General features: G+C 58.0%; 15 protein-coding genes. 5 read left to right on the top strand and 10 right to left on the bottom strand.

Features of this window, described 5'->3' with window-relative positions; genetic code table 11:
• The first annotated feature begins 475 nt into the window (after nt 1-475).
• Nucleotides 476-3370 (top strand): ribonucleoside-diphosphate reductase subunit alpha, encoded by a 2895-nt coding sequence (locus QLG10_RS10170; RefSeq protein WP_033045505.1) that lies wholly within the window; start codon nt 476-478, stop codon nt 3368-3370.
• Between the two features lie 185 nt (nt 3371-3555).
• On the opposite strand, the gene flgE is transcribed toward QLG10_RS10170, so the two are convergent.
• The 6 genes from flgE to QLG10_RS10140 all read right to left on the bottom strand — a co-directional run bounded on the left by flgE (nt 3556) and on the right by QLG10_RS10140 (nt 8688).
• A complete protein-coding gene (flgE, locus tag QLG10_RS10165) occupies nt 3556-4905 on the bottom strand; it encodes a flagellar hook protein FlgE (protein WP_248678996.1) in 1350 nt (449 codons plus the stop codon).
• A gap of 31 nt (nt 4906-4936) precedes the next feature.
• On the bottom strand, nt 4937-5659 hold the full coding sequence (flgD, locus tag QLG10_RS10160; RefSeq protein ID WP_110754235.1) for a flagellar hook assembly protein FlgD: 723 nt from the start codon (nt 5657-5659) through the stop codon (nt 4937-4939).
• Nucleotides 5660-5674: 15 nt separating this feature from the next.
• On the bottom strand, nt 5675-6118 hold the full coding sequence (gene flgC / locus QLG10_RS10155) for a flagellar basal body rod protein FlgC (RefSeq protein ID WP_020800603.1): 444 nt from the start codon (nt 6116-6118) through the stop codon (nt 5675-5677).
• Between the two features lie 3 nt (nt 6119-6121).
• Nucleotides 6122-6529: a flagellar basal body rod protein FlgB gene (gene flgB, locus QLG10_RS10150; protein ID WP_282487290.1), complete on the bottom strand. Its 408-nt coding sequence runs from the start codon at nt 6527-6529 to the stop codon at nt 6122-6124.
• Between the two features lie 352 nt (nt 6530-6881).
• Nucleotides 6882-7709 (bottom strand): protein-glutamate O-methyltransferase CheR, encoded by an 828-nt coding sequence (gene cheR / locus QLG10_RS10145; protein WP_033040711.1) that lies wholly within the window; start codon nt 7707-7709, stop codon nt 6882-6884.
• Between the two features lie 46 nt (nt 7710-7755).
• Nucleotides 7756-8688 carry a chemotaxis protein CheV gene (locus QLG10_RS10140; RefSeq protein ID WP_020801355.1) on the bottom strand — a complete coding sequence of 311 codons (933 nt, stop codon included), beginning with the start codon at nt 8686-8688 and terminating at the stop codon, nt 7756-7758.
• Nucleotides 8689-8769: 81 nt separating this feature from the next.
• Between QLG10_RS10140 and flgA the strand changes: the two genes are divergently transcribed.
• The 4 genes from flgA (at nt 8770) to QLG10_RS10120 (ending at nt 11378) form a co-directional block, all read left to right on the top strand.
• A complete protein-coding gene (gene flgA / locus QLG10_RS10135) occupies nt 8770-9531 on the top strand; it encodes a flagellar basal body P-ring formation chaperone FlgA (protein WP_188263691.1) in 762 nt (253 codons plus the stop codon).
• A 166-nt stretch (nt 9532-9697) separates the two neighbouring features.
• The gene (gene flgM, locus QLG10_RS10130; protein ID WP_110754239.1) at nt 9698-10024 is read left to right on the top strand and encodes a flagellar biosynthesis anti-sigma factor FlgM; all 327 of its coding nucleotides are present in this window, start codon (nt 9698-9700) and stop codon (nt 10022-10024) included.
• Nucleotides 10025-10072: 48 nt separating this feature from the next.
• The gene (locus tag QLG10_RS10125; RefSeq protein ID WP_282487284.1) at nt 10073-10540 is read left to right on the top strand and encodes a flagellar protein FlgN; all 468 of its coding nucleotides are present in this window, start codon (nt 10073-10075) and stop codon (nt 10538-10540) included.
• A gap of 91 nt (nt 10541-10631) precedes the next feature.
• A complete protein-coding gene (locus QLG10_RS10120; protein ID WP_033040709.1) occupies nt 10632-11378 on the top strand; it encodes a flagellar brake protein in 747 nt (248 codons plus the stop codon).
• 65 nt (nt 11379-11443) lie between these two features.
• On the opposite strand, the gene QLG10_RS10115 is transcribed toward QLG10_RS10120, so the two are convergent.
• From QLG10_RS10115 to QLG10_RS10100, 4 genes are all read right to left on the bottom strand, one after another.
• A complete protein-coding gene (locus tag QLG10_RS10115; protein WP_110754245.1) occupies nt 11444-12808 on the bottom strand; it encodes an MFS transporter in 1365 nt (454 codons plus the stop codon).
• Nucleotides 12809-12869: 61 nt separating this feature from the next.
• Nucleotides 12870-14111, bottom strand: coding sequence for a glutamine synthetase family protein (locus QLG10_RS10110; protein ID WP_282487314.1), 1242 nt, complete (start codon nt 14109-14111; stop codon nt 12870-12872).
• Nucleotides 14112-14320: 209 nt separating this feature from the next.
• Nucleotides 14321-15013, bottom strand: a complete 693-nt coding sequence (locus tag QLG10_RS10105; RefSeq protein ID WP_110754249.1) for a HAMP domain-containing sensor histidine kinase — start codon at nt 15011-15013, stop codon at nt 14321-14323.
• Nucleotides 15010-16614 carry a tetratricopeptide repeat-containing response regulator gene (locus QLG10_RS10100; RefSeq protein ID WP_282487277.1) on the bottom strand — a complete coding sequence of 535 codons (1605 nt, stop codon included), beginning with the start codon at nt 16612-16614 and terminating at the stop codon, nt 15010-15012. The genes QLG10_RS10105 and QLG10_RS10100 overlap by 4 nt, the downstream gene beginning before the upstream one ends.
• Nucleotides 16615-17047: the final 433 nt, after the last annotated feature.

The following is a 17047-nucleotide window of genomic DNA, read 5'->3' as shown; positions in this document are numbered from 1 at the left end:
AATTTACGCACAGGTTTATCCACAGGTAGTACGTTGCAATCACCCCCCAAAACGCATTATCTTGTAGCCCAGCGTAAAAAAAACCCTAGATGTAGGGTTTTTCGAAAATTACCAAACACAAACCGGATACCAAATTCAAGCGCTTTTATTGCCTCTTTCCGGTTGAACCAAACGTAATTTCCAAAGCCCAAAACCGCGCGCGCGGATGGCTACTGTATTTCGGCCCATGGGGTGAAAAACGGTACGGGTGTTGCAGTGCAGCTGCCACCTCCCAACTGTCATCTCAAAAGGACCAAGGTCTCAGGCCCAAGGCGTGAGACCAAAGACTTCGGCATGGAAGCGGCGCCCAATAGCCCCCTTCCTACTGTCCCGAAGTTGTTATGCCCGGCCTTAGCCGGTTGTAGTGCTTCAGGACGGAACGGTGGGCACCGAGATGGTGCCCAATCAAACATAGAGAATGTGGAGACACCCCCCGATGCAAACCGACACAACTCGCGAGAACCCGCAGGGCACCTTGCCGCAGGCCGCTGATTCGAATTCGGATCTGTCCGCCACCGCGCCGGGCCAGTTGCGCGTGATCAAGCGTAACGGCACTGTCGTTCCTTATACCGATGACAAGATCACCGTCGCCATCACCAAAGCGTTTCTCGCAGTTGAGGGTGGCACCGCTGCCGCTTCGTCGCGAATCCACGACACCGTGGCGCGCCTGACCGAACAGGTCACTGCCACCTTCAAGCGTCGCATGCCATCGGGCGGCACCATCCACATCGAAGAAATCCAGGACCAGGTCGAACTGGCCCTGATGCGTGCCGGCGAGCAAAAAGTCGCTCGCGACTACGTGATCTACCGTGACGCGCGTTCCAAGGAACGCGCCGCCCACGCTCCAGCCGAAGAAGCGGTCAACGCTCACCCGTCGATCCGCATCACCCGCGCAGACGGTAGCCTGGCGCCGCTGGACATGGGCCGCCTGAACACCATCGTCACCGAAGCGTGCGAAGGCCTGGAAGAAGTCGACGGCGACCTGATCCAGCGTGAAACCCTGAAAAACCTGTACGACGGCGTGGCCCTGACCGACGTCAACACCGCCCTGGTGATGACCGCCCGTACCCTGGTCGAGCGTGAGCCGAACTACTCGTTCGTGACCGCGCGCCTGCTGATGGACACCCTGCGTGCCGAAGGCCTGGGCTTCCTCGGTGTTGCCGAAAGCGCGACCCACCACGAGATGGTCGACCTGTACGCCAAGGCCCTGCCGGCCTACATTGCCAAAGGTATCGAATTCGAATTGCTGAACCCGGTCCTGGCCGACTTCGACCTGGAAAAACTGGGCAAGGCGATCAACCACGAACGCGACCAGCAGTTCACCTACCTGGGCCTGCAAACCCTGTACGACCGTTACTTCATCCACAAGGATGGCGTGCGTTTCGAACTGCCGCAGATTTTCTTCATGCGCGTGGCCATGGGCCTGGCGATCGAAGAGAAACAGAAAGAAGACCGTGCGATCGAGTTCTACAACCTGTTGTCGTCCTTCGACTACATGTCGTCGACTCCGACCCTGTTCAACGCCGGCACCCTGCGTCCACAGCTGTCCAGCTGCTACCTGACCACCGTGCCGGATGACCTTTCGGGCATCTATCACGCGATCCACGACAACGCCATGCTGTCGAAATTCGCTGGCGGCCTGGGCAACGACTGGACCCCGGTTCGTGCGCTGGGCTCGTACATCAAGGGCACCAACGGCAAGTCCCAGGGCGTCGTGCCGTTCCTGAAAGTAGTGAACGACACCGCCGTCGCCGTGAACCAGGGTGGCAAGCGCAAAGGCGCTGTGTGTGCCTACCTGGAAACCTGGCACATGGACATTGAAGAGTTCATCGAGCTGCGCAAGAACACCGGTGATGATCGTCGTCGTACCCACGACATGAACACCGCCAACTGGATCCCTGACCTGTTCATGAAGCGCGTCTTCGATGATGGCAAGTGGACCCTGTTCTCGCCATCGGAAGTGCCGGATCTGCACGACCTGACCGGCAAGGCCTTCGAAGAGCGCTACGAGTACTACGAAGCCCTGACCGAGTACCCAGGCAAGGTCAAGCTGTTCAAGACCATCCAGGCCAAAGACCTGTGGCGCAAGATGCTGTCCATGCTGTTTGAAACCGGCCACCCATGGCTGACCTTCAAGGACCCGTGCAACCTGCGCAGCCCGCAGCAGCACGTCGGCGTGGTCCACAGCTCGAACCTGTGCACCGAGATCACCTTGAACACCAACAAGGACGAGATCGCCGTTTGCAACCTGGGCTCGATCAACCTGCCGAACCACATCGTGGGCGGCAAGCTGGACACCGCCAAGCTGCAACGCACCGTGAACACCGCCGTTCGCATGCTCGACAACGTGATCGACATCAACTACTACTCGGTGCCGCAAGCGAAGAACTCCAACTTCAAGCACCGTCCGGTCGGCCTGGGCATCATGGGCTTCCAGGACGCGCTGTACCTGCAGCACATCCCTTACGGCTCCGACGCTGCCGTCGAGTTCGCCGACAAGTCGATGGAAGCGGTCAGCTACTACGCGATCCAGGCTTCCTGCGACCTGGCTGACGAGCGTGGCGCCTACGAGACGTTCCAGGGTTCGCTGTGGTCCAAGGGCATCCTGCCACTGGATTCGCAACAGATCCTGATCGAGCAGCGCGGCCAGAAGTACATCGATGTCGACCTGAACGAAACCCTGGATTGGGCACCGGTTCGCGCCCGTGTTCAGAAAGGCATCCGCAACTCGAACATCATGGCCATCGCACCGACCGCGACCATCGCCAACATTACTGGCGTTTCGCAGTCGATCGAACCGACCTACCAGAACCTGTATGTGAAATCGAACCTGTCGGGCGAGTTCACCGTGATCAACCCGTACCTGGTTCGCGACCTGAAGGCTCGCGGCTTGTGGGATTCGGTCATGATCAACGACCTGAAGTACTACGACGGTTCGGTGCAGCAGATCGAGCGCATCCCGCAAGAACTCAAGGAGCTCTATGCGACTGCGTTCGAAGTGGATACCAAGTGGATCGTCGATGCGGCCAGCCGTCGTCAGAAGTGGATCGACCAGGCTCAATCGCTGAACCTGTACATCGCTGGCGCTTCGGGCAAGAAGCTGGACGTGACCTACCGCATGGCCTGGTACCGTGGCCTGAAAACCACCTACTACCTCCGTGCCCTGGCCGCGACCAGCACCGAGAAGTCGACCATCAACACCGGTAAGCTCAACGCTGTTTCCAGCGGTGGCAACCACGGTGACGACTCTGTCCTGGCAGCACCAGCCGGCCCTGCTCCAGTGCCGAAGGCTTGCGCCATCGACGAGCCGGATTGCGAAGCTTGCCAATAAGCTGAGCCGGTAACACAAGCCCCCCGACAGGCCCCTGGCTTGTCGGGGGTTTTCTTTTGCCCACGAAAAAGATCGCAGCCTCGCTTCGCTCGTCAGCTCCTACATTGAAAATGCGATCTTTTGATCTACAAAAAAAAGCCCCTCGATCGAGGGGCTCCTTGTGCAGTGCTTTGAGCTATTCCACATCAGGCCATTTGAATGATGGTCTGCATGATGGTGCTCTGGGTAGAGATGGTCTTGGCGTTCGCCTGGTAATTGCTCTGCGCCTTGATCAAATCGACCAGCTCATTGGTCACGTTGACGTTGGACTCTTCCAGGGAGTTGGAGCGGATCGTACCCAGCGAGCCGGTTTCCGGCGCGTCGTAGCCCGGAATGCCCGACGCGTAGGTTTCTTTCCAGCTGGTACCGCCGACTGCCTGCAGGCCTTGTTCGTTGGTGAAGCTGGCCAGCGCCAGTTGGCCAATCGGCTTGGTCTGATAGTTACTGAAGTTGGCCAACAGCACGCCGCTGCCGTCGATGGTCAGGTTGGTGATCTGACCCGTGGCATAACCGTTCTGCACGGGAATGGAGCGCGCGGTATCGGCGTTGAACTGAGTCGTGCTACCCATGGCGATCGTCAGGCCAGCCGGATCGGCGGCTGCACCGTTAGCCGTCCAGACACCATCCTTGACTTTGCCCGGGGTCCAATTGGTGATTTTCAGCTCATTACTGATCACCGGTGCAGGCGTTGGAACGGTTGGAGGCACGGTGGGTGGAACCGGCGTACTGACCGACACCAGCTTGCCCGAAGTGTCGAAGGACATGGTCGACGCGATTGGCGGTGTCGCAGCATCCGTCGGGTCGCTGCCATCCGGATTGCGATCATCGATCAGGGTGTAGGTGTCCCAGGTGTTCGGACCGGTCTTGACCATGTATTGATCCATGGTGTGCTGGTTGCCTTGAGTATCGAAAACCGGCGTACTGAACTGCTTGGTAAAGGTTTCCGATTTGCTAGGGTCGAACTTGTTGGTTGCCACTGCCTGATCGATCACGGGAGACGTCGAGTTCAGGTTGATCGTCGACGACACCGTGGTGGTGGATTTTGGCGCCAGGTTGGAGGTGTCGATGCGCAGGTCAGTCAATACGCCGTTGACAATCTTGCCATTGTTATCAACTCCATAGCCCTGCAGGCGCGAGGTGCCATCGCTGTTGGTGACGTAGCCTTCCTTGTCGACCTTGAACGTGCCCGCGCGGGTATAGGACAACGAGCCGCTGTTGTTCAATACGAAGAAACCTGAGCCATTGATGCCCATGTCCAGCACGTTACCGGTGGCGCTGATATCGCCCTGGGTGAATTGCTGGGAAACGTTGGCCAGATGCACGCCGCTGCCGACGACCTTGCTGCCTGTACCCAGTTTGGTCGCCGAGTACACGTCTTCGAATTCTGCGCGGGACGACTTGAAGCCGGTGGTTGCCACGTTGGCGATGTTGTTGCCGGTGACGTCCAATTGTTTGTTGGCGGCATAGAGACCGCTAAGGCCGATGTTGAAAGACATATTCCACTCCTTTATGCCGCATTAGTCGGCTCTATATACCAATGGTTTGCACTTTGGACAGGGCGACACTGCCAAGCCCGGCCAGGTTGAGCATCAACTCACCGCCGGTCTGGCTGATGGTCACGCTGTTGACCGTTGCCGGCAGATTGGTGACCAGCGCAACAGCCTTGTCATCGATGGTGGTGTTTGCCACAAAGGTGTAAGTACCCGAATCGACGACTTGGCCGGCATCGTCCTTGCCGTCCCAGGTGAAGCTGCTGGTGCCGGCTTTCTGATCGTCCAGGGTGATGGTGCGGACAGTCTTGCCATCCTTGTCGGTGATTTTCACCGCCACTTCAGCCACCGACTGCGGTAGAACAACCGAACCGGTCAGGCCCTTCGTGGTATCGACCACGGCCTTGTCGCCCGGCGCGATGACTGAACGCCCGACCAGTGAAGAAGCCTGCAACGCCTGGGACGAGTTGTAGTTTCCGGCGATGCCGGACACGGTATCGTTGAGCGTGGTGATGCCTTCCAGGCTGCTGAACTGCGCCAGCTGTGCCACGAATTCGCCGTTATCCTGAGGTTCCAACGGGTTCTGGTTTTTCAGCTGGGTCACCAGCAATTGCAGGAACGCGTCCTTGCCCAGGGCCTTTTTACCCGTGGCACTGCCGGCCGCCGATGCCAGGCTATCGGAATTGGTATTGGTCTTGATCGACGAGTTGGCCAGGATGTCGTTGAGACTCGGAGCACTGGTGGTATCGGTAACACTCATCTGAGTCGCCCCTTATCACTGACCGAGGGTCAGTACCTTCTGCATCATGGTTTTGGCGGTGTTCATCATTTCGGCGTTGGTCTGGAACGAGCGGCTTGCGGAAATCATGTCGGCCATTTCTTCCACCACGTTAACGTTCGGGTAGTAGACGTAGCCCTTGGCATCGGCGGCCGGATGGTTCGGCTCGTAGCGTGCCTCAAGGTTGCTCTGGTCCTCGACCACGCCCAGTACCTGCACGCCCTGACCGGCCGCGTCCTGGTTCTGGAACAGAGAGTCGCTGCCAGCACCTTGAGCACCCTGGAACATGGTGGCGAACACCGGGTGACGCGCACGGTAGGTCTGGTCGATGCTCGACGAGACGGTCTCGGCGTTGGCGATGTTCGAAGCCACGGTGTTCAAGCGCGTGGTCTGGGCACTCATGCCGCTACCGGCAATGTTGAAAACACTGGAGAGAGACATGACTTATTCTCCGCGCAGGGCTGACACCAGCCCTTTGAATTTGCTGTTGAGCAGGGTGAAACTGGCCTGGAAGTTGACCGAGTTTTCTGCGTAGTTCGACTGTTCCAGCTGGGCGTCCACGGTGTTCTGGTCGATCGACGGTTGCATCGGCGTGCGGTACATCAGCGACTCGTCGGCATTGCCCAGGCCCTGGGCTTCGATGTGACGGCTGTTGGTCATGTTCAAGGCGAAGGTGCCATTTTTGGCCTTGTCGTTCTGCGCCTCGAGCACTTTCGAGAACTCCAGGTCCCGAGCCTTGTAGTTGGGGGTATCGGCGTTGGCAATGTTGTTGGCCAGGACTTCGGCACGCTGAGCGCGGAAGCCCAAGGCCTTTTCGTGAATACCGAGCGCTTTATCGAAGCTGATGCTCATGGCGGGAAACCTTCGGCTGACCTGTTTTTCGTACGATGGTCAAAGCAAGCGTCATGCCAATTCACAAAACCCCATAAACCGGGGCTTTGCGGGCATCGACCCATGCGGCAACGACAGAAAAGCGGCAACCGGTTTCCGCTGGATGCCGCTTTTCTGCCGCTTCCCGTGGACAACACATACCCTGTAGGAGCTGCCGCAGGCTGCGATCTTTTGATTTTGTTTTTTAAGATCAAGTCCAAAAGATCGTCCGAACGCGGCCCGAGCCTTCGGCAGCTCCTACGTGATGCAAGCGCGACAGGCATAAAAAAGGAGCCCCTGTGGGCTCCCATTTTTTATGCCTGTCGCGCTTGCATCACTTCGCCTGGTAAATAATCCCCGGGCTGCATTGGACCATCTGGTAATGGTCCGGCAATCCGTTCAACGCTTCGGAAGCACCGAGGAACAGATAACCTCCCGGCTTCAACGTGCTGTGAATGCGCAAAAGGATGTCCTTCTTCACTTCGGCGGAGAAGTAGATCAGCACATTGCGACAGAACACGATGTCGAACTTGCCAAGGCCGGCGTAGCTGTCCAGCAGGTTGAACGAGCGAAACTCGACCCGGCTCTTGATCGGTGCCTTGATGGCCCAGCGACCCGGTCCCTTGGGATCGAAATAACGCTGCAGCCGCTCGGGAGACAAGCCGCGACCGATGGCCAGGCTGTCGTACTCGCCGGTCTTACAGTTGTTCAGCATGGTGCCCGACAGGTCGGTCGCCACGATCTGTACGCCCATCCTCAACTGCCCGGCATTGAACCGCTCGAACTCATCGATGGACATCGACAGCGAATACGGTTCCTGACCCGACGAGCAGGCCGCCGACCAGATCCGCAGACGCTGGCCGGGGCTGGCCTTGATCGCTTCGGGCAGCACCTTGTTCTTCAAGACTTCAAACGGATAGGTATCACGAAACCACAGGGTTTCGTTGGTCGTCATCGCATCCACCACCATCTCGCGCAACCCGCTGCGCGGCTGGGTCTGAATGCGCTGGACCAGCTCACCCAGGGACTTGATGCCTTGCTGCTCCATCAGTTTGTTGAGACGGCTGGAGACTAGATATTGCTTGTTTTCACCGAGCAAAATGCCACAGGCTTTTTCCAGGAACACCCGGAACTGTTCGAAATCCAAATTACCCGTAGACAATGCTGCCGCCTCTAAAATCGTGTTGACTGCCGGGGGCCGAACGCCCCTAGCTGATGTCTGCTGCCTTGATCCGGTCGACTACCCGGGATGCCAGGTCATCAGGACGGAATTTGGCGAGGAAGTCATCGGCACCGACCTTCCTGACCATCGCCTGATTGAATACACCCGACAACGAAGTATGCAGGATGATATGAAGCTTTTGCATGCGAGGGTCGTTGCGGATCTCGGCCGTGAGGGTGTATCCGTCCATTTCCGGCATCTCGATGTCGGAAATCATCATCAGGAACTCCTCCTCCGGCCTCTTGCCCTCGTCGACCAGTTTGCGCAGGTAATCCAGCGCTTGCCGACCGTCGTTCAACGCCACCACTTCAACACCGACCGTTTGCAGGCAACGGGTGACCTGCTTGCGCGCCACCGAGGAGTCATCGACCGTCAGCACGCGCAAGGAGAGCGCCTTGTGCTGGGTCTCGACATCCACCACGCCAGCGGAGATCGCTTCCGGGGTTGGAGCCACTTCCGCCAGCACCTTTTCGACGTCGATGATTTCCACCAACTGGTTGTCGACCCGGGTCACCGCCGTCAGGTAATGATCACGTCCCGTGCCCTTGGGTGGTGGATGAATCTCCTCCCAGTTCATGTTGACGATGCGTTCCACCGAGCGAACCAGGAATCCCTGGGTCTTGGTGTTGTACTCCGTGATGATCACGAAGGGGTTGTTCTTGTCCTTCAAGCCACCGGAACCGGTCGCCATTGCCAGATCAAGGATCGGTATGGTCGCCCCCCGAATATTTGCCACGCCACACACGACAGGACTGGACTTGGGCATCAGCGTCAGTTTGGGGCATTGCAGCACCTCCCGCACCTTGAACACGTTGATCCCATACAGCTGCTGGCCGTCGAGACGGAACAACAGCAACTCAAGGCGATTCTGCCCCACCAGTTGCGTGCGCTGGTTTACCGAATCCATTACACCAGCCATGCCTGACTCCTACGCCAACGCTAAGTGTTGTTGCGACGCGCCTTCTTCACTAAACGGCACGGCGCTTGCTTTTTATCTGTCATGAACTCAGAACCGACATTATTCCGACGCCTGACCACCCGCTGCCGCCAATGGCTGGGGGTGATGTCGGCTGTTTGCCTGTTCAACGCTGGCAGCCCTGCCCTTGCTGACGCGGTTACCTTGCCTGACATGCTTATCGGCGTCACCCAGGGCTTTCTTGAATTCACCGTAGAGGACTATCTGGCGACCAGTCAAACCCAGGGTCGCTATGAAATCCAGGTAAACCCGCTCGATCCGCGCCTGCGCATGCCGACGTGCGACAAGGAATTGACAGCCACGTTGGAGAGTCCGGCCAAGCCCCTGGGCCGTGTAACGGTCAAGGTTCGCTGTGAGGGAGCATCCCCCTGGACAGTCTTCGTGCCCGCTCAAGTACGCCTGTTTCGCGAGGTCGTCACGACCACCCGGCCACTGCGCCGGGCCGGTGTTATCGAGTCGCAGGACGTCATGCTGCGTGAGCGCGATATCAGCCTGCTTAACCAGGGGTACCTGACTGCCGTGGACCAGGCCGTGGGACAGCGACTTACTCGACCAATGGTCAACGATCAGGTCATCAGCCTGGTGCACATCGAACAAGCGGAAGTGATACGCAAGGGTGACCAGGTGGTGATTACCGCCCGCAGTGGTACGCTCAGCGTGCGAATGCCCGGCGAGGCATTGGCCAGTGGCGGCCTGAGCGAACAGATCCGAGTCAAGAATCTCAATTCCAAACGGGTCATCAAGGCCCAGGTGATCGCACCAGGCCAGGTGGAAGTGTCCATGTAGGATTTACTGTGGGTGAAGAAGTGGCGCCGGCCTCGGCGGTTCCCTAAACTGTGTGCCAGGCACGGCAAGCGCTGGCGCGCGCAAGCTCATTTGATCAATGAGCCTAAAGTTTTTCAGGGAATGGCCGAAAACATGGCAAGCGTCCAAATTCCCAGAGGTTTTTAACATGGTTATCGATTTCAGCCGATTGAACAGCTCCCCGTCAGTCACGGGCAGTACACGTACCAGCGCCGCCAGGGAAACCGCCGAATCCGGCAAACCTGCCGAGCCTGCCTCCGCGGCGGAACAGGCCAGTACCGTCCAGAGCGGGGAGTCGGTACATCTGAGCAATGAGGCGCAACAGTTGCAAAAGATCTCCGATACGCTGCGTGATCAGCCTGTCGTCGACAAATCCCGCGTAGCTGAGTTGAAAGCAGCTATCGCCGATGGCAGCTATAAAGTCGACAGCAACCGTGTAGCCAGCAAACTGCTCAACTTCGAAGCCCAGCGCTAGGCCTAGGCCCGCGCCAGGCTTTTGGACGCTTAAACCCCAAGGCCAGCCATGCACGACACTAATTTACTGCAACTGATCACCGACGACCTTGCTCCAGCGCAACGCTTGCTGGAATTACTGCACACCGAATCCCTCGCCCTGCACGGCCGCGACATGCGGTTGCTGGAAGAAATCCTGGCGCGCAAGCAGGCATTGGTCATCGAACTCGATCAGCATGGCCGCAGACGCAGTGAGATTCTTGCCAGCCTCAACTTGCCAGCCAACCGCAGCGGTCTGGAGCAACTGGCCAGTCAATCAAGCATTGGTCAAGAACTGCTGGTGCAAAGTGATGCGCTGACCGACCTGTTGGCTCAATGCCACGCCACCAACGCCGACAATGGACAATCGATCCTTGTACAGCAGGCCGCCACGGCCACCCAGCTGAGAATCCTTAACGGCGGTGACCAGCCCGCGCTCTATGACGCCAGCGGATCATTCTCCCGATTAGTGAAACCACGCCCGCTCAGTCAGGCTTGAGCCTGTCGATAAGCCCGCTCTATCAAGACGCGAAACATGATGGCAAAATGCTGCTTGCCGTAGTCAACATTTGTCTGGAGATTGATTAGCCGTGTCCAATGCCTTAAACGCGGAAGATGCTCCGCAGCCACCCAAGGTGCTCAGAACGCCCCTGGAAATCTCCGGCAATTTGCGCCAATTGCTAGACAGCCATGACCCGCTGATCATCACGTTCCACGAGCGCAGCCAGCGCTTCCAGAGCTATCTGGTGGACCTTGATCGTGAGCGCAACATGATTGCCCTGGACGAAATGATTCCCCGCGATGGCGAACGTTTCCTGCTGGCCGGCGAACCCTTCAAAGTCGAAGGTTTTCATGAAGGCGTGCGCATCGCGTGGGAAAGCAATGGCCCGCTGACCATCGACGAATCCAACGGCAGCCGTTGCTACCGTGGCACCCTGCCTGATGAAGTTGTCTACCACCAGCGCCGCAATGCATTCCGTGCTGCCTTGAAATTGGCCCAATTGGTCAACGTCAATCTGGACGGTGAAAAACTCAAGGCGTCGATTAGCGGCAAGCTGCTGGACATCTCCGCCACTGGCTGCAAGTTGCGCTTCGAAGGCGATATCACCGGCAGCCTGCAACTGGGTCAGGTTTACGACCGTTTCAACGCCGATCTGCCTTTTGGCAAAATGACGGCACCGGTTGAACTGCGCTACCTGCACTTTGAAGAAAAGATCTCCACCACTTTCGCTGGCGTTCGTTTCCACAACATGAGCGGACTGGTGCAACGTCAGGTCGAGCGGTTCGTCTACCAGCTGCAACGCGAAGCGCGGCGCTTCGACAAAGACGACTTCTGAGGCAACGCTTCAAGCAAAAACGGGCAGTCCCTTGCGGTGACTGCCCGTTTTTTTTTGACTGAATGTCAGGGCCTGGCCTCGGTAAAACTCTGCTCCCTGCCAGAATCCGGTTCTTGCGGGGGAGGATCGGTTTCCGGTTCGGTTTCCGGACTCGGATCGGCAGGAAGTGGATTCTGCATCTGATCCTGCACCACCTGCTCGTCCACCCTAGGATCCAGGGCCGCCACCAGTGGTGAACTCGACATACTGTCTGGCATGGCGACGTGATGCAGCGGTGCATCGTCCACCTGATGCAAATTCGTCACCGCTTTCGGACGAATTCGCCACACCAGCACCAACGCGAAGAAACTGAAGAATGCATAGAGCATCTGGCTGCCGAACAACTTCATCAGCACGCCCGCCACCAGTGGACCGATGCTGGCGCCAACGCCGTAGGTCACCAGCAACATCGCCGTCAGCGATACCCGTCGATCGCCCTCGACATGGTCATTGGAAAAGGCCACCGCCAACGGATACAGGCAGAACTGGACCAACGAGCAGAGGAAACCGGCAACGAACAGGACTTCCAGCGGCACCCGCTCCATGATCGCCAGCGGCAAGGCAGCCAACGCCAGGCTGAACGCAAAACAGCGAATCAACAGCGCCCGGTCATAGCGATCGGACAACCATCCCAACGGCCACTGCACCAGCAACCCGGCAAAAATGCAGCTACCCATGAACAGGCCGACCTGCTCCGTGGAAAGCCCTTGCTGGGAGGCATACAGCGGTGCCAGACCGTAGAACGAACCGACAATCAGGCCTGCGCCCAGGACGGTACTCAATGACTGTGGCACCCGCTTGATAAAGAACCGCGGCTCCATCGGTGCGGGATGCAAAGGCGCCGGGTGAATCCGTCGGGTCAGGGCCACCGGCACCAGGCAAAGCGTGAAACATAGGGCTACCAGCATCAGCAGTTCCAACCCCAGCCCCGGGTGCATGACCAGAATCAACTGACCCAGCACCAACCCCAGGTAGGAGGCGATCATGTATCCGCTGAACACCAGGCCGCGCTGCTTGGCATCGGCCTGCTCATTGAGCCAGCTCTCGATGACCATGTACTGGCACATCATGCCGAGACCGACGATCACCCGCAGGAACAACCACGCAGGCAACCAGTCTACCAGGCCATGGCCCAGCACCGCGGCGCCGACTATCCCGGCACAGGCCGAGTAGGCCCGAATATGCCCGACCCGGGCTATCAACCGATGGCCGATCTTGCCGCCCAGCACCAGGCCGAAATAGTTGGCAGCCATCAACGCACCGACCCACAGGCTATCGACATGATCGGCAGCCAGGCGCAAAGCCAGGTAAGTACTCAGCAGGCCCGAGCCGATCAACATCATCAGCGACGCGAAATAAAGCGCTCGAAAGGACTTCCAGATTAGGCGCAACGAGCGACTCCTTGCAGTGGGTGACGGGCTATTCAAACGATAGCCCGGTGTCGACATTTCATCAGGCCTGGGCGGCCAGGACACGCCGTTCCCAGGGAGTAATTTCGTCAAGGAAACTGGTCAATTCCATGGTCTTCGAAGCGACGTAGCCTTCGATGAATTCCTTGCCGAACAGTTCAATTGCCAAATGGCTACGTTTCAGACGCTCAAGCGCTGCATGCAAGGTACAGGGCAATGAAAGTTTATCCGGCACCTGGAACTCACCCTGAACCGGTTCGTCGGGCTCCAGTCGATGCTCGATGCCGTACAACCCGCAGGCCAGGCTCGCTGCGATCGCCAGGTATGGGTTAGCGTCAGCCCCCGGCAATCGGTTCTCGACCCGACGAGCGACCGGCGAGCTGGCGGGGATGCGCAATCCAGCCGACCGATTGTCATGGGACCAGCAGGCATTATTCGGTGATGCAAAGGGATGGCACAAGCGCTGATACGAATTCACGTTGGGTGCAAACAGCGCGGTGAAATCCGCCATGCCGGCTTGCTGCCCCCCTATGAAATGGCGAAAGGCAGCAGTCGGTTGACCGGTTTCGTCACTGAAGACATTGCGCCCCGTGCCGATCTCTATGATGCTCTGGTGAATGTGCATCGAACTGCCTGGCGTGTGCGCCAATGGCTTGGCCATGCAAACCACGATCAGGCCGTGCTTGAGCGCGACTTCCTTGAGTAAATGCTTGAACAGGAATGTCTGGTCTGCCAGCAGCAAAGGATCGCCGTGCAGCAAGTTGATTTCGAACTGACTGATGCCCATCTCGTGCATAAAGGTATCGCGCGGCAAGCCCAGCGCAGCCATGCACTCATACACCTCGCGGAAGAATGGCCGCAGGCCATTGTTGGAGCTGACACTGAACGCCGAGTGACCTTCCTCGCGCCGACCGTCCAAGCCCGTCGGCGGCAGGAAGGGCTGGGTCGAATCGGTATTGGGAGCGAAGACAAAAAACTCAAGTTCAGTCGCCACCACTGGAGCCAGCCCCACCGCCGCGTAACGCGCGATGACAGCCTTGAGCTGGCCGCGGGTCGACAGACTGGAGCTTTCGCCCGTCAATTCATCCGCATCACAGATGGCCAATGCCCGAGGTTGCTGGCTCCAAGGCAAGCGGTGGATCTGCGCCGGATCAGGGACGAGCGCGAGGTCGCCGTCATCGCAACCGTAAAAGCGTGCAGGCGGATATCCGCCCATGATGCATTGCAACATCACTCCCCGCGCCATCTGCAAGCGGCGTCCTTCGAGGAAGCCCTCGGCAGTCATCACCTTGCCACGGGGCACGCCATTCAAATCCGGTGTGACGCATTCGATCTCATCAATGCCCGTCAATCGCTGCGCGAGTGAACCCAGGCCATCGGTTGTCATGACGCAATCCTTGTTTTTACACGAGCCGCGAGCGGCAACTCGTACAAAATAGGCTCCGCGTGTTCAGAATATCAAGCAGGATTCTCAAATATGTAGGCCCCGAGGTTTCAAGGGAGATAGAGCCGGAAGACGCCCCCACCCAAAGGACCGCCATTGCTGATTTCCGTGCGCCCGCCTACGCCGTTACGTTGATGCAGTGCTGCAATCCGACCGGCGAAGTACAGTCCCAGGCCGGTGCTGCCGGTGCTGTGGTTGATGCCCTGCACATACTCGGCCTGGTGTTCGATCATTTGCGCAGGATAGCCTTCACCATCGTCGTTGATGGTCAAGACCAACTGCCCGGCTTCGTCGCTGGCGCTGATCAACACTGCGTGACGGGCATAACGGATCGCGTTGTTGATGCTATTGGCCAGTACCGAAGCGATCAGCTCTCGGTCAAAAAACCCCAGGGGACTCAAGGGATCGACTTCAAACGTGGCGGCAATACCGCGGCTGGCGAACACGTCTTGATGACACGCCAATTGCGCTTCGATGAAATCGTCCAGTTCGTGGTAGGCCGGCTGCAGGGGCATCTGGTTGACGCCCAGTTTGTACAGGCCCAGCAACTGCACCAGCATGCCATTGAGGTGCGCGAACTCGAACTCGATCGCACCCAGCGAAGGAGAGTGCCGGGCAGACGCCGGCAAGCTCGCCAGGCATTGGCTGTGAGCCTGCATCAGTGTGGCCAGCGAGTTCTTCATGTCATGGACGGTGGACGCAATCACCGTCGAGAAATCCAGTGCCTGTTGGTGTTCGTTCATTCGCCAAATGCCTTGTTCTTGAGCTTTTGATAACGCGCAAAACGCGAATCGGTGTCCGGCATCAAGCCGACCATTTTCAGGCAGGCCCGGCATTCCACCAGTTCCTCTGAGGGCACATTGGTATCGGTGCCGTGCAGCAACGCCTGTGCGAGGTTCAGCGCGATGCTGATGTTCTTGGGCTGCAGCGCCAGGGCTTTGCGAAAAATTCCTCGGGCCTGCACCAAGTCACCGGTCTTGTACACGCGCACGCCCTGCCGATTGAGATCGGCTGCAACGTTGCCGGAGTTGAGGATGCTCGGATCATCAGTCAACTTGGCGATGCCCTTCATGACCGCAGGGTCGTCGCCGTAAATCTCTGCGCAGTTTTTCAACATCGAAGCGCCCGCATTGGCTTGGCCCAGCATCTGTAATTGCTTGGCCACCAACAGCGCCGCTTCGGCACTCATGAACTGCTCCATGCCATCGAGCCGCATGATGGCTTGCTCAGTCAGCTTTTCCGCCGTTTCGGCGTCGTTGAGCAGCAGGCTGGTCGCCTTCATCAATCGCGCCCTGATTTGCAGACCGGGATCAGACGGGTTCTCCTTTGCCACCGCACTCAGGGTCGTGTTGATTTCCAGACGAGTGCGGGTATCAAGGCCCTTTTCACTGCCCTTGCTGATCAAGGCATGAGCCAGTCCGAGGTTGCTTTCCGCATCCTTGAAGCGTGACTGGGCGCCTTGGGCAACAGCCTGGCGGTAGGCTTTGGACGCCGTGTCAAAATCCTCATTGGCCATTGCCAATTTTCCCAATTGCGCTTGTCTGCGCACCGCCAGTGGCGACAAGCGAATCGCCTCTTCAAGAACGCGTTGAGCGGCCTTGGTATCGCCTTCGGCAATCAGCACCTCTGCCATGCCATCGTAGAGCGCTGGCATCATCGGAAACACTTTCAGCGCTTTTTCGTAGACCGCTTTTGCCTGGGTGACCTGGCCCCGCTTGAACAGCAACTTGCCCAGTCCGGCAAATGCCCATGGCAAGGGTCGGTCGGCGATGATGCCGTCGTAGAGTCGCTCCAGCACCTCGTTCTGATTGAGGTCACGCAGGGCATCAGCGCGGTAGCGCAAGCACAACGGCGAATAGCGGATGTCCTGTTTGCACAAGGCTATGCAGGCATTGAGCACTTCCACCGGCTTTCCACGGTCGAGGGCCTGCAGTATTGGCTTGAGCAACGTCTTGCGCTGCACCAGTCGCTCCAGGCGTTGAGCCAGACCGGAACGGTTGAAGGGTTTGGTCAGGTAAGCATCAGGCTCGTGCTCCAGGGCGCTGAGCACCATGGCCTGGCTGGTTTCAGCGGTGACCATCACGAATACACTTTCATGACTGATCAGCTTGTCGATCATCAGGTCTTCGAGCACCTGCTGACCGTTCTTCTTGCCATCGCCCAGGTGGAAATCCTGGAGGATGAAATCGTAGGATTTCTGCGAACACATCTTCAGCGCCTGTTCGCCAGAGTCGGCCGTGTCCACATCCTTGACACCCAACTCACGCAGCATCGACCTGACCGAACTGCGGAAATCCGAGAAATCATCGACGATCAGAAAACTCTTTTGGTGATACGACAGCATCGAAGATTTCCAGGCAATTTAAGAAGAAGAACCGAGAGGCGAATACACGAACAAGATCAGCTTCACTGCCCTATACGGCGCTCAGATGATAGCGGTTAGCCATTAGTCATCAAGGGGTTTTTCTAGAAACCGTGATGACTGTTGACGCTGCGAGATGTAAAGCTCGCTGCGACCTAAGGGTTATCGGCCGGCAGTGGCATTCTCTTGAAGCGAGGGGAGTGGAATTGAGCGGTTTGCTTCATGGTAGGGATCGAGCATGCGTCGGGCGGCGTTTCGACGGTGGTCGTCAACGATAAAGGCTGGGGGCCTGATACCCCGTGGCGCTCTCCGGTTTCTCGCGAGCATGCTCGCTCCTACAGGAGGGTTATCGATTGCCAAAAAGACAAAACCCCTACCTGCATACGCAGATAGGGGTTTTGGAATTTAATCTTGA

Source organism: Pseudomonas sp. V98_8 (assembly GCF_029967975.1).
In the GTDB taxonomy this organism is placed as follows: Bacteria; Pseudomonadota; Gammaproteobacteria; order Pseudomonadales; family Pseudomonadaceae; genus Aquipseudomonas; species Aquipseudomonas umsongensis.
The sequence above is the reverse complement of the archived record's forward strand: the minus strand, read 5'-3'. Positions and strand labels throughout refer to the sequence as shown.

What these genes read in the sequence shown, in the direction of transcription:
- QLG10_RS10110 (WP_282487314.1), bottom strand. Translation starts at nt 14,111, where the DNA reads ATGACTGCCGAGGGCTTCCTCGAAGGACGCCGCTTGCAGATGGCGCGG.
- flgE (WP_248678996.1), bottom strand. Translation starts at nt 4,905, where the DNA reads ATGTCTTTCAACATCGGCCTTAGCGGTCTCTATGCCGCCAACAAACAA.
- flgD (WP_110754235.1), bottom strand. Translation starts at nt 5,659, where the DNA reads ATGAGTGTTACCGATACCACCAGTGCTCCGAGTCTCAACGACATCCTG.
- QLG10_RS10125 (WP_282487284.1), top strand. Translation starts at nt 10,073, where the DNA reads ATGCACGACACTAATTTACTGCAACTGATCACCGACGACCTTGCTCCA.
- flgA (WP_188263691.1), top strand. Translation starts at nt 8,770, where the DNA reads ATGAACTCAGAACCGACATTATTCCGACGCCTGACCACCCGCTGCCGC.
- QLG10_RS10170 (WP_033045505.1), top strand. Translation starts at nt 476, where the DNA reads ATGCAAACCGACACAACTCGCGAGAACCCGCAGGGCACCTTGCCGCAG.
- flgB (WP_282487290.1), bottom strand. Translation starts at nt 6,529, where the DNA reads ATGAGCATCAGCTTCGATAAAGCGCTCGGTATTCACGAAAAGGCCTTG.
- QLG10_RS10140 (WP_020801355.1), bottom strand. Translation starts at nt 8,688, where the DNA reads ATGGCTGGTGTAATGGATTCGGTAAACCAGCGCACGCAACTGGTGGGG.
- QLG10_RS10100 (WP_282487277.1), bottom strand. Translation starts at nt 16,614, where the DNA reads ATGCTGTCGTATCACCAAAAGAGTTTTCTGATCGTCGATGATTTCTCG.
- flgC (WP_020800603.1), bottom strand. Translation starts at nt 6,118, where the DNA reads ATGTCTCTCTCCAGTGTTTTCAACATTGCCGGTAGCGGCATGAGTGCC.
- QLG10_RS10105 (WP_110754249.1), bottom strand. Translation starts at nt 15,013, where the DNA reads ATGAACGAACACCAACAGGCACTGGATTTCTCGACGGTGATTGCGTCC.
- flgM (WP_110754239.1), top strand. Translation starts at nt 9,698, where the DNA reads ATGGTTATCGATTTCAGCCGATTGAACAGCTCCCCGTCAGTCACGGGC.